Genomic DNA, 12621 nt, shown 5'->3' with positions numbered 1-12621 from the left:
CGGTGGGGCGGGTGGGACTCGAACCCACGGCCGACGGATTATGAGTCCGCTGCTCTAACCGGCTGAGCTACCGCCCCTAACGGCGCGTCGCGCACATTTGTGCGCGCCGTCTGCCGCAGCATAGCCGCTCATACGATCTCCTGCCTCGGATGGTCGGCATCGCTGACCTTGAGGACTGTCCTCCGCGCCGCCCGGTTCCAGGGCACACGAAAAAGGACCCCGAAGGGTCCTCTTCGTTGCTGCTCCCCCGGCTGGACTCGAACCAGCAACCCTCCGGTTAACAGCCGAATGCTCTGCCAATTGAGCTACAGGGGATCGCGCTCCCCCGACTGGACTCGAACCAGTAACCTGCCGGTTAACAGCCGGCTGCTCTGCCAATTGAGCTACAGGGGATTGCTGCGTCTGCACCGAACGTACCTACCCCGGGTCTCCCGGGCGGCGCGCGTTCGCTGCGACACATACATTAGCGCAAGCAGGGGGGTGCTCCGCCAATCGGTATCGTCCCGGGTCACGTCGGGTGATCCTGGTCCGTATCGGGGTAGGCGCAGAGCACACGGCCCAACGCTTCGACGCTAGGTAAGGATGGCAGCCATGCGGTACCGCCTCACGTTCATCGCGGGGCTGGCTTTCGGTTACGTTCTCGGAACGCGAGCCGGACGCGAGCGCTACGAGAAGCTGAAGAAATCGGCCCGGCAGGTGTCGCAGAACCCCGCGGTGCGCAACGCCGCAGAGTCGGCGGCACAGACCGGCCGGGAGTTCGCCGGCAAGGCGTATCACTCGGTCAGCGACAAGGTGGGAGACAAGGTCGGGGACAGGGTGCCGACCTCGGTGGCCCAGCGGGTGCGCTCGCTGCGTGACCGCAGCCACAGCAACGGGCAGGACGACTGGGGCACCAGCGCCACCTGACCCCGAACCGCGCAGTACCAGACGTTCCTGTGCGCACCCGAGCCGTACCGGCAGCGCACGTCGCGCCGCGCGTGCGGCAGAATCGGGTGGCATGGGAATAGTCGCCGGGTTGGACAGTTCGTCCGGGTCCACACGCATCGTCGTCTGCGACACGGACACAGGTGCCGTGCTGCGGCAGGGTTACGCGCCGCATCCGGTCGAGGCCAAGACCGCCGAGGTCGATCCACAGGTCTGGCTGCTGTCCCTCGGCGAGGCCGCGTCCGGCGGGCTGCTGGAGGGCGTGCAGGCCATCGGCGTCTCCGCGCAGCAGCACGGCATGGTGGCGCTGGACCGGCAGGGCAATCTCGTACGTCCCGCACTGCTCGGCAACGACAAGCGGGCCCAGGTCGCCGCTGCCGACCTCATCGACTCGCTCGGCGGCCGGCAGCCATGGGCCGAGGCGGTCGGGGGTGTACCGCAGTCCGGGCAGATCGTCGCCAAGCTGCGCTGGATGGCCCGAAACGATCCCGAGGCCGCGCGGCGCACCGCGTTCGTGATGCAGCCGCACGACTGGCTGGTGTGGCAGCTGCTGGGCCGCCCGGCGCGCCGCACCACCGACCGGGGCGCCGCTTCCGGAACCGGTTACTGGTCCGCGCGCACCGGCTCGTACCGCCCCGAACTCGTCGAACTGGCGCTGGGCCACCCGGCGGCGCTGCCCGAGGTGCTCGGTCCTTCGGAGGCCGCAGGGACCACCCCCGAGGGGCTGCTGATCTCGGCCGGTACGGGCGAGACGATGGCCGCCGCCTTCGGGCTGGGCGTCGGTCCTGGCGACGCGGTCGTCTCCCTCGGCGCCTCCGGTTCCGTGATGGCCGTCCATCCCGACGCGCTCTCCGACCCGTCCGGGACGATCACCTCGTTCGCCGACGCCACCGGCATGCACCTGCCGGTCGTCCACACGCTGAACGCGGTACGGGCCCTGCGCGGCACGGCCGAACTGCTGGGCACCGAGGATCTGGCCGAACTGTCCACGCTGGCGCTCAAGTCCACGCCCGGCGCGTCGGGGCTGGTCTTCCTGCCGTATCTGGAGGGCGAGCGGACCCCGCATCTCCCGCACACCGCGGGCACGCTGACCGGGCTGCGCCGCGAGTCGATGAAGCCGGAGCATCTGGCGAGGGCCGCTTTCGAGGGCATGATCTGCTCGCTCGCCGACGCGCTGGACGTCCTGCGCAGGCGCGGCGTCGAGGTGCGGCGGGTGTTCCTGCTGGGCGCCGCCGCCGAACTGCCCGCCGTTCAGACCGTGGCACCCGCGATCTTCGGCGCGCAGGTCGTCGTACCGCAGCCCGCCGACTACGCGGCGCTCGGCGCCGCCCGGCAGGCGGCCTGGGCGCTCGGCGTCTCGCAGGGCTCGCTCGCCCCGCACACCCCGCCGGCCTGGCAAGGCGCGGCGGCGCAGGTGTTCGAGCCGGGCGAGGACGCCGCCGTCGGCGCCGCGGTGCGCCAGCAGTACGGGGCCACGCGCGACCAGATCCACCCCGGCGCGTTCGAGAACCGGCAGCAGCCGAGCGGGACCGACGGGAGCGGCGCGGAGTGACCGGCGCTCGGTAAGCGGCGCGGAGTGACCGGCGCGGGGTGACCGGGGGTGTGCGGCGGGTCATCGGCGCAGCCGTGTCCCGTCCCTTACTTCTTGACCGGTCCTTGGACATTAACCCTTGGGAATCAACGGGCCGCGTGTCGCAAGATGGGGTCGGACCCCTGATCTTGCCGACTCCGAGAGACTACGCGTGCTCATTCGACTCCTGCGATCCCATCTCGCACCGTACAAAAGACCCATATCCATCCTTGTGGTGCTACAGCTCCTCCAGACCGTCGCCACGCTCTATCTGCCCAGCCTCAACGCGGACATCATCGACAACGGTGTCGTGGCCGGTGACTCCGGATACATCCTGCGCTTCGGCGGCATCATGCTCGGCGTCAGCGTGGTCCAGGTGATCTGCAACATCGGCGCCGTGTTCTACGGCGCGCGGACCGCTTCGGCCCTCGGCCGGGACGTCAGGGCCGCCGTCTTCTCCCGCGTACAGAGCTTCTCCGCCCGCGAGGTCGGGCAGTTCGGGGCGCCGACCCTGATCACCCGCACCACCAACGACGTCCAGCAGGTCCAGATGCTGGTGCTGATGTCGTTCACGCTGATGGTGTCCGCGCCCATCATGTGCGTCGGCGGCATCATCGCCGCGCTCGGCCAGGACGTCCCGCTGTCCACGGTGCTGCTGGCCGTCGTGCCGGTCCTCGCCGTCTCCGTCTCGCTCATCGTCCGGCGGATGCGCCCGCTGTTCCGCGCCATGCAGGTGAAGCTCGACAGCGTGAACCGCGTGCTGCGGGAGCAGATCACCGGCAACCGGGTGATCAGGGCCTTCGTCAGGGACGAGTACGAGAAGGGGCGGTTCAAGGAGGCCAACACCGAGCTGACCGACCTCCAGCTGGCCACCGGACGGCTGATGTCGCTGATGTTCCCGACCGTCATGACGGTGGTGAACCTGTCGTCGATCGCCGTCGTCTGGTTCGGCGCGCACCGCATCGACAGCGGTGGCATGCAGATCGGCGCGCTGACCGCGTTCCTCTCGTACCTGATGCAGATCGTGATGGCCGTGATGATGGCCACCTTCATGTTCATCATGGTGCCGCGCGCCGAGGTGTGCGCCGAGCGGATCGAGGAGGTGCTGGACACCAGGTCGAGCGTGGTGCCGCCGGAGAACCCGGTACGGGAGCTGCGCAGGCACGGCCATCTGGAGATACGGGACGCGGAGTTCCACTACCCCGGTGCCGAGGAGTCCGTGCTCAAGAACATCTCGCTGACGGCGAAGCCCGGCGAGATGACGGCGATCATCGGATCGACCGGCAGCGGGAAATCGACGCTGCTGCATCTGATCCCCCGGCTGATCGACACGACGGGCGGCGAGGTCCTCGTCGACAACCAGGACGTACGGGAACTCGACCCGGTGCTGCTGGCGAAGACGGTGAGCCTGGTGCCGCAGAAGCCGTATCTCTTCGCCGGGACCGTCGCCACGAATCTGCGCTACGGCAATCCCGACGCGACCGACGACGAGCTGTGGCACGCCCTGGAGGTCGCGCAGGCGAAGGACTTCGTCACCGCGCTCGAAGGCGGTCTGAACGCCCCCATCGCGCAGGGCGGCTCCAACGTCTCCGGCGGCCAGCGGCAGCGGCTCGCCATCGCGCGCACGCTCACGCAGCGCCCCGAGATCTATCTGTTCGACGACTCGTTCTCGGCGCTCGACTACGCGACGGACGCGGCGCTGCGCCGCGCGCTGCTGCGGGAGACGGCGCAGGCGACGGTCGTCATCGTGGCCCAGCGGGTGTCCACCATCCGTGACGCCGACCGGATCGTCGTCCTCGACGAGGGCCGGGTCGTCGGTACGGGCCGCCATCACGAGCTGATGGCGGCGAACGAGACGTACCGGGAGATCGTGCTCTCCCAGCTGACCGAGGCGGAGGCGGCCTGATGAGCGGTGCGGGACGCATGATGGCGGCCGGGGCCGGCGCTCCTACGCAGCGGTCCATGGATTTCAAGGGGTCGGGCAAGCGGCTGCTGCGCCGGCTGGCGCGGGAGAAGGCCACCCTGATCTGGATGGTCACGGCCGGGATACTGAGCGTCGGGCTCTCGGTGACCGGCCCGAAGATACTGGGCAAGGCCACCGACCTGATCTTCGCGGGTGTCGTCGGCCGGCAGTTCCCCGCCGGCACCTCCAAGGCGCAGGCCATCGCGGCGCTGCGTGCGAAGGGCGACGGGTCGATGGCCGACCTGCTGTCCGGCGTCGACTTCACCCCCGGTGACGGGATCGACTTCGGCGCCGTCGGCAACGTCCTGCTGATCACCCTGGTGATCTACCTGGGCGCCGGGCTGCTGCAGCTGGTGTCGTCGCGGCTGTCCATCCGGGTGATCAACCGCACCGTGTACCGGATGCGCGAGGACGTACAGGCCAAGCTGTCGCGGCTGCCGCTGTCGTACTTCGACCGGCAGGCGCGCGGCGAGGTCCTGAGCCGGGCGACGAACGACGTCGACAACATCTCGCAGACCATGCAGCAGACGATGGGCCAGCTGATCAACTCGGTGCTGACCATCCTCGGCGTGCTGATCGTGATGTTCTGGATCTCCTGGCTGCTGGCGCTGGTCGCGCTCGTGACGGTGCCGCTGTCGGTCTTCGTCGCGACCCGGGTCGGCAAGCGGTCGCAGCCGCAGTTCGTGCAGCAGTGGAGGTCCACGGGCAAACTGAACGCGCACGTGGAGGAGATGTACACCGGGCACGCCCTGGTGAAGGTCTTCGGCCGGCAGGACGAGTCGGCGGAGGCGTTCGCCGAGCACAACGAGCAGATGTACGAGGCCGCGTTCAAGGCGCAGTTCAACAGCGGGATGATGCAGCCGCTGATGCTGTTCATCTCCAACATCAACTATGTGCTGATCGCGGTCATCGGCGGACTGCGGGTCGCCTCGGGCGCGCTGTCGATCGGTGACGTCCAGGCCTTCATCCAGTACTCACGGCAGTTCTCCCAGCCGCTGACCCAGGTCGCCTCGATGGCGAACCTGATCCAGTCGGGCGTCGCGTCCGCGGAGCGGATCTTCGAACTGCTCGACGCCGAGGAGCAGGAGAAGGACGCCCCCGCCGTCGAGCGGCTGCGCGAGCCGCAGGGCCGGGTCGCGCTGGAGCATGTGGCCTTCCGGTACGACCCGGAGAAGCCGCTGATCGAGGACCTGTCGCTGTCGGTGGAGCCGGGCCAGACGGTCGCGATCGTCGGCCCGACGGGCGCCGGCAAGACCACGCTGGTCAATCTGCTGATGCGGTTCTACGAGGTGACGTCGGGCCGGATCCTGCTGGACGGCATGGACGTGCGGAACATGTCCCGGGAGGAACTGCGGTCCGGGATAGGCATGGTCCTCCAGGACACCTGGCTGTTCGGCGGCACGATCGCGGAGAACATCGCCTACGGGGCTTCCCGCGAGGTGACGCGCGAGGAGATCGAGGAGGCGGCGCGCGCCGCGCACGCCGACCGGTTCGTCCGTACGCTGCCCGACGGCTACGACACGGTGATCGACGACGAGGGTTCGGGCGTCAGCGCCGGTGAGAAGCAACTGATCACCATCGCGCGGGCGTTCCTGTCCGACCCGGTGATACTGGTGCTCGACGAGGCGACGAGCTCCGTCGACACCCGTACGGAAGTGCTGATCCAGAAGGCGATGGCGCGGCTCGCCCACGGCCGTACGAGCTTCGTGATCGCGCACCGGCTCTCCACGATCAGGGACGCCGATGTGATCCTGGTGATGGAGGACGGCGCGATCGTCGAACAGGGCACGCACGACGAGCTGTTGGCGGCGGAGGGCGCGTACGCCCGGCTGTACGCGGCGCAGTTCGCGCAGGCGGTGGCCGAGGTCGACTGAGCCGGAGCGGGGTCCGGCTGGGCGGGGTCCAGAGCCGGGGAGCGCCGCGCCTTCGGGTGCGGCGCTCCCCGGCTTCCGCCGTCTCAGTCGAGGTAGCCGCGCAGTTGGTCGGCGAGTGCGTGGTCGCGGAGCTTGTTGAGGGTCTTGGACTCGATCTGGCGTATCCGCTCGCGGGTCACGCCGAAGATCCTGCCGATCTCCTCCAGCGTGCGCGGCCTGCCGTCCGCGAGGCCGTAGCGCAGCTGGACGACCTTGCGTTCGCGTTCGCCGAGCGTCGAGAGCACCGCCTCCAGGTGCTGGCGCAGCAGCAGGAACGCCGCCGACTCGGACGGGGACGCGGCGTCGCCGTCCTCGATCAGGTCGCCGAGCGCGACGTCGTCCTCCTCCCCCACCGGGGTGTGCAGCGACACCGGTTCCTGGGCGAGGCGCAGCACTTCGGTGACCCGCTCGGGGGGCAGCTCCAGGTGCGCGGCGACCTCGGCGTGGCTCGGTTCGTAGCCGCGCTCCTGGAGCATCCGGCGCTGGACGCGTACCACCCGGTTGATCAGCTCGACCACATGGACCGGGACCCGGATGGTGCGCGCCTGGTCGGCCAGGGCGCGGGACATCGCCTGCCGGATCCACCAGGTCGCGTACGTCGAGAACTTGTAGCCGCGCGCGTAGTCGAACTTCTCAACTGCCCTGATCAGGCCCAGGTTTCCCTCCTGGACGAGATCGAGCATGGTGAGGCCGCGCCCGATGTAGCGCTTGGCGACGGAGACGACGAGCCGCAGATTCGCCTCTATCAGCCGCCGTTTGGCCATCCGGCCCATGACGACGAGCTTGTCGAGGTCGAGCGCGAGCTGGGAGTCCAGGTCGGCGGACGTGCTCAGCTTCTCCTCGGCGAACAGACCGGCCTCGACGCGGCGCGCGAGGTCCACCTCTTCGACGGCGGTGAGCAGCGGGATCCGGCCGATCTCGCGGAGGTACTGGCGGAAGAGGTCGGACGACGCCCCGGCTGCGTCCGCACGGCTGCGGCTGCGGCTCTGCGGGGAGTCGGGGGCGGAATCGTCCACGGGGGCCTCGGTGACGGTTTCCACGACCGTCTGCGGCGTGTCGGTCAAGAGCCTGGTCAGGGGCTCGGACAGGGACTCGGTCACGGGCTCGGTCAGGGTCTGGGTCTGCACGGGGGCGACCTCCAGGTGATCGCTGCACTACGAGCGGATCCGCGGGAGTTGGCGCCCACCTGTCGTGGGCCGGCCGCGCTTCCGGAAACTCAGGCACCGCTCACCAGTGTGGGGTACGACACAGGGCTGCCACGAGGGGCGTGCGACCACTTTCTGAGTCCGGTACGTAACCGGGCCGTTACCGTACGACGTACGGGGACGCAGGACCCGGAGCGCCGCGTCGGAGCGTGCCGGAGCCCGTCAGAGCGCGTCGGCGCCTCTGTTGCGCAGGGCCTGGCTGTACTGCTGGAGCACCCACAACTCGTTCTGCACGGCGTTGAACTGCTCGGGGTCGGCCTGTCCGCCGAGCCGGGTCAGGGTGCCCGTCACCTCGTGGATACGGCGGTCGACGGCCCGCAGCCGGACCTGGACGAGCTGCTGGCCCGCGTACATCTCGTCGATGGCCTTGCCGCGGAACACCTCGACGGCCAGCTCCGTGACCAGATGGCGCACGGTGTCGTTCGGCACGGTCTCCAGCACCCGCGCCAGATACGCGCGCCCGTCGGCCACGCCCTGCTCGGCGCCGCCCGCCTCCTCGACGCACTGGCGCACCATCGCGTACGGCGGGGCCGTGAACTCGTCGGCCCCGTAGGCGTCGAAGGCCGGGGAGACCAACTCGGGCCGCTGGAGCGCGAGTTTGAGCAGCTCACGCTCGGTGCGGTGGGCGGGGCTGCGCAGATGGAGCGCGGGCCCCCGGGGCCCCTGCGGCGCCGCCGTGTCGTACGCACCGCCCTGCTGCTGCCCGGCGCGGCCGGATCCTGCCTGGCCCTGACCGCCCTGGGCCGGGCCCCGGCCGCCGCGGTCGCGGGCCCAGCGCGCCACCTGCGAAACGCGCTTGACCACGAACTGGGTGTCGAGGATGCCCAGGATGCCGGCGAGCTGGACCGCGACCTCGTGCTGCGACGAGCCGTTCTTGATCCTGGCGACGATCGGCGCGGCCTCGTCCAGCGCGGCCGCGCGGCCCGCCGGGGTCTCCAGGTCGTAGCGCGAGACGATCTGGCGGATCGCGAACTCGAAGAGCGGCGTGCGCGGTTCGACCAGGTCCTGGACCGCTTCGTCGCCCTTGGCGAGACGCAGCTCGCACGGGTCCATGTTGTCGGGGGCGATGGCGATGTACGTCTCGGCGGCGAACTTCTGGTCGTCCTCGAAGGCGCGCAGCGCGGCCTTCTGGCCCGCCGCGTCACCGTCGAAGGTGAAGATCACCCGCGCGCTGCCGTTGTCCATCAGGAGCCGGCGCAGGATCTTGATGTGGTCGCCGCCGAACGCCGTGCCGCAGGTGGCGATGGCGGTGGTGACGCCCGCGAGATGGCAGGCCATCACATCGGTGTACCCCTCGACCACCACGGCCCTGCTGACCTTGGCGATGTCCTTCTTCGCCAGGTCGACGCCGTACAGCACCTGGGACTTCTTGTAGATCGGCGTCTCGGGGGTGTTCAGGTACTTGGGGCCGTTGTCGTCGTCGCGCAGCTTGCGCGCGCCGAAGCCGACGACCTCGCCCGAGATGTCGCGGATAGGCCACATCAGCCGGCCGCGGAAGCGGTCGATGGGGCCGCGGCGGCCGTCCTGGGAGATCCCGGAGAGGATCAGCTCCTTGTCGCTGAAGCCCTTGCCGCGCAGGAAGCGGGTGAGGTGGTCCCAGCCGACCGGGCTGTAGCCGACACCGAAATGCTCGGCCGCGGCCTGGTCGAAGCCGCGCTCCGCGAGGAACTTGCGGCCGATCTCGGCCTCCGCCGAGCCGAGCTGCTCGGCGTAGAACTCCGCCGCGATCTTGTGCGCCTCGACCAGGCGGGTGCGCTCGCCGCGCTGGCTCGACGGGTTGTAGCCGCCCTCCTCGTAGCGCAGGGTGATGCCCGCCTGGGCGGCGAGGCGCTCGACCGTCTCGGAGAACGAGAGATGGTCGATCTTCATCACGAAGGCGATGGTGTCTCCGCCCTCCTGGCAGCCGAAGCAGTGGAAGAGACCCTTGCTCGGACTGACCTGGAAGGACGGGGACTTCTCGTCGTGGAAGGGGCAGAGCCCCTTCAGATTGCCGCCTCCGGCGCTGCGCAGCTGAAGGTACTCGGACACGACGGCGTCGATCGGGACCGCGTCCCGAACCGCCTTCACGTCGTCATCGTTGATCCTGCCGGCCACGGATGAATTCTACGGGGCCGGAGGGACACTCCCTCTCCCCGGACGGACTCTTCCGTCTCTCAGGAGGCTGCGCGGCGGCCGTCCCGTCAGCCGTTCCCGAGGCCGGACAGCGGTACGCCCGGGTCGGCGAGGGCGTTCACGTCCAGGCTCACGCCGGACCGGATCAGCCGCTGGATGTCCTCGGTGACGTCCCACACATTGACGTTCATCCCGGCGAGCACCCGGCCGTCCTTCAGCCAGAAGGCGATGAACTCCCGCTTTCCCGCGTCGCCGCGCACGACCACCTGGTCGTACGTGCCCGGCGGGGCCCAGCCCGAGTATTCGAGTCCGAGGTCGTACTGGTCGGAGAAGAAGTACGGGACGCGGTCGTAGACGACGTCCTGGCCGAGCATCGCGCGGGCGGCCTCCGGGCCCGAGTTCAGCGCGTTGGCCCAGTGCTCCACCCGGATCCGGGAGCCCGCGTCAGGACCCCAGGCGAGCGGGACGGCCGCGACGTCGCCCGCCGCGAAGACGTCCGGGTCGGAGGTGCGCAGACCGGCGTCGACGGCGACGCCGCCGCCCTCGGCGCGGGCGGCGAGTTCGAGCCCCGCCGCCTCGGCGAGGGAGACGCGCGGCGCGGCGCCGATCGCGGCCAGCACGTCGTGCGCCGGATGGTCCTCGCCGTCGTCGGTACGGGCGGACAGGACCATGCCGTCCTGGCCGACGATCTCGGTGAGCCGGGCGCCGAAGTGGAAGCGCACGCCGTGCTCGCGGTGCAGCTCGGTGAAGATCTGGCCCAGTTCGGGGCCGATGACCTGGTGGAGCGGGGTCGCCGCCGACTCGACGACGGTGACCTCGGCGCCGTAGCTGCGGGCCGCGGCCGCCACTTCGAGCCCGATCCAGCCGGCGCCCGCGATGACCAGATGGCCGTTGTCGCGGCCGAGCGAAGCGAGCACCTGGCGCAGCCGGTCGGCGTGCGCGAGCCTGCGCAGATGGTGCACGCCCGCCAGGTCGGTGCCCGGGATGTCGAGCCTGCGCGGCTCGGCGCCGGTGGCGAGCAGCAGCTTGTCGTAGCGCACGGACGTACCGTCGCCCAGATGCACACAGCGGGCCTCACGGTCCACGGAGGTGACGGTCTGGCCGAGGTGCAGCTCGACCTCGGCCTGCGCGTACCAGGCCGGTTCGTGGACGAAGACGGTGTCGCGCTCCTCCTTGCCGGAGAGATAGCCCTTCGACAGTGGAGGACGTTCGTAGGGGTGGTCGCGCTCGTCGCCGATGAGGATCACCCGGCCGGTGAACCCTTCCGCCCGCAGGGTTTCCGCGGCTTTCGCCGCCGCCAGACCTCCACCGACAATGACGAATGTGCGATGTGCGTCGACCACTTGATGCCTCCTCGTTGCGCTGCCGCCATCTGCGAGCGTCCCGCACGGAGCGTGATGGCGATAGAGGGGGCGCTCCGTGCGCGTGCCTGATTGTCGTGATCCGGCTGCCTTCATCCAAGCGTGCGCCGGGAGGCCCGAGGCGTGCAGGCCGATCGTACGCGGACGCCGTCACCTGGAGAGGCGTGCGCCACCGGTGAGTCCGCCGTGCAGGGCGCGGGCCGCCGCGTCGGTGAGCGACGCGATCTGGTCGACGATGACGCGTTTGCGCGCCCGGTCGTCGGGCGCCGCGAGGAACAGCCCGCGGAACTGCGGGTCGAGCCCTTCCGGCGCACGGTCCGTCAGGGCGCTCGCCAGCTCGGCCAGTACGATCCGCTGGTCGAGGCGGAGCGCCTCCTGCTCGGCGCGCTGCATGACGTACCGGTCGGCGACCGCCTTGAGCACGGCGCACTCGTGGCGCGCGGCGCGCGGTACGACCAGCTCGGCGGTGTAGCGGGTGAGCGGGCCCGTGCCGTACGCGTCGCGGGTGGCGCTCTCGGCGGCGAGACAGAACCGGCCGATGAGCTGGCTGGTGGCGTCCTTGAGCCGGCCGAGGGCGACGGCCGAACCGTCGTAGCCGTGCGGCCACCAGTCCTGGTCCATCAGGCGATCGAGCGCGGCGGCCAGCTCCTGCGGGTCGGTGCCGGCGGGTACGTAACGGCCGATGGCGACGGCCCAGATCTCGCTGCGCTCGACGGGCGAGGCGAGCGCTGCGGGATCGACGTGGCCGGCATGCAGGCCGTCCTCGAAGTCGTGGACGGAGTACGCCACGTCGTCGGACCAGTCCATGACCTGCGCCTCGAAGCACGTCCTGCCGTCGGGGGCGCCCTTGCGGGCCCAGTCGAAGACGGGCAGGTCGTCCTCGTACACGCCGAACTTCACGGACGTCGGGTCGGTGGGGTGGCGGCCGCGCGGCCAGGGGTACTTGGTGGCGGCGTCGAGGGCGGCGCGGGTGAGGTTGAGGCCGACGCTGATGAGGTCGCCGGTCGGCTCGGAGCCGTCCGACGCGGGTGCGGTGGGTGGGGTGGGTGCTGTGATGAAGCGCTTCGGTTCGATACGGGTCAGCAGGCGGAGCGACTGGGCGTTGCCCTCGAAGCCGCCGCAGTCGGCGGCGAAGTCGTTCAGCGCCTGCTCGCCGTTGTGCCCGAAGGGCGGGTGGCCCATGTCGTGGGACAGGCAGGCGGTCTCGACGAGATCCGGGTCACAGCCGAGCGCCGCGCCCAGTTCCCGGCCGACCTGGGCGCACTCCAGGGAGTGGGTCAGCCGGGTGCGCGGGCTGGCGTCCCACTGCCGGGCGCTGGACCCGGGGGTCACGACCTGGGTCTTGCCGGCGAGTCTGCGCAGCGCCGACGAGTGCAGCACCCGGGCCCGGTCGCGCTGGAACGCGGTACGCCCGGGGCGCTTGTCGGGCTCGGGGGCCCAGCGCTCGGTGGCGGCTTCGTCGTAGCTGCCGGTGGGGTCGGAGGGGTGGTGAACAGTGATGCCGGTGGTGCCTGCCATGCTCCGACGGTAACCGGAAGCGGTGGGGTCGTGAGCCCGAGGCTGGGCGAACGGG

General features: G+C 70.3%; 8 protein-coding genes and 3 tRNA genes. 4 read left to right on the top strand and 7 right to left on the bottom strand.

The window, feature by feature from the left end; translation table 11 throughout:
- Window positions 1–3: 3 nt before the first annotated feature.
- The 3 genes from HY68_RS17895 to HY68_RS17885 form a co-directional block, all read right to left on the bottom strand.
- Window positions 4–77 (bottom strand) — tRNA-Ile (locus HY68_RS17895).
- Between the two features lie 165 nt (window positions 78–242).
- Window positions 243–315 (bottom strand) — tRNA-Asn (locus HY68_RS17890).
- A gap of 5 nt (window positions 316–320) precedes the next feature.
- Window positions 321–393 (bottom strand) — tRNA-Asn (locus HY68_RS17885).
- Between the two features lie 198 nt (window positions 394–591).
- On the opposite strand from HY68_RS17885, the gene HY68_RS17880 reads away from it, so the two are divergent.
- From HY68_RS17880 to HY68_RS17865, 4 genes are all read left to right on the top strand, one after another.
- A complete protein-coding gene (locus HY68_RS17880) occupies window positions 592–906 on the top strand; it encodes a hypothetical protein (protein WP_041990056.1) in 315 nt (104 codons plus the stop codon).
- A gap of 91 nt (window positions 907–997) precedes the next feature.
- Window positions 998–2476, top strand: coding sequence for an FGGY family carbohydrate kinase (locus HY68_RS17875; protein WP_041990055.1), 1479 nt, complete (start codon window positions 998–1000; stop codon window positions 2474–2476).
- A gap of 190 nt (window positions 2477–2666) precedes the next feature.
- Entirely contained in the window at window positions 2667–4400 is a 1734-nt protein-coding gene (locus HY68_RS17870) for an ABC transporter ATP-binding protein (protein WP_041990054.1), read from the top strand.
- Window positions 4400–6331, top strand: a complete 1932-nt coding sequence (locus HY68_RS17865) for an ABC transporter ATP-binding protein (protein ID WP_041990053.1) — start codon at window positions 4400–4402, stop codon at window positions 6329–6331. Before HY68_RS17870 ends, HY68_RS17865 begins: the two co-directional genes overlap by 1 nt.
- An 83-nt stretch (window positions 6332–6414) precedes the next feature.
- Here HY68_RS17865 and HY68_RS17860 read toward each other — a convergent pair whose 3' ends face one another.
- The 4 genes from HY68_RS17860 to HY68_RS17845 all read right to left on the bottom strand — a co-directional run bounded on the left by HY68_RS17860 (window position 6415) and on the right by HY68_RS17845 (window position 12566).
- Window positions 6415–7497, bottom strand: coding sequence for an RNA polymerase sigma factor (locus HY68_RS17860; protein ID WP_347560491.1), 1083 nt, complete (start codon window positions 7495–7497; stop codon window positions 6415–6417).
- Between the two features lie 240 nt (window positions 7498–7737).
- Window positions 7738–9669, bottom strand: coding sequence for a DNA primase (dnaG, locus tag HY68_RS17855; RefSeq protein WP_041990052.1), 1932 nt, complete (start codon window positions 9667–9669; stop codon window positions 7738–7740).
- Window positions 9670–9755: 86 nt separating this feature from the next.
- Window positions 9756–11030 (bottom strand): FAD-dependent oxidoreductase, encoded by a 1275-nt coding sequence (locus HY68_RS17850; RefSeq protein ID WP_041990049.1) that lies wholly within the window; start codon window positions 11028–11030, stop codon window positions 9756–9758.
- Between the two features lie 168 nt (window positions 11031–11198).
- Window positions 11199–12566: a deoxyguanosinetriphosphate triphosphohydrolase gene (locus HY68_RS17845; RefSeq protein ID WP_041990048.1), complete on the bottom strand. Its 1368-nt coding sequence runs from the start codon at window positions 12564–12566 to the stop codon at window positions 11199–11201.
- Window positions 12567–12621 lie beyond the last annotated feature (55 nt).

Source organism: Streptomyces sp. AcH 505, from assembly GCF_000818175.1.
Taxonomy (GTDB): domain Bacteria; phylum Actinomycetota; class Actinomycetes; order Streptomycetales; family Streptomycetaceae; genus Streptomyces.
Note: the sequence above shows the minus strand (reverse complement) of the source record. Positions and strands in the feature narration are given on the sequence as shown.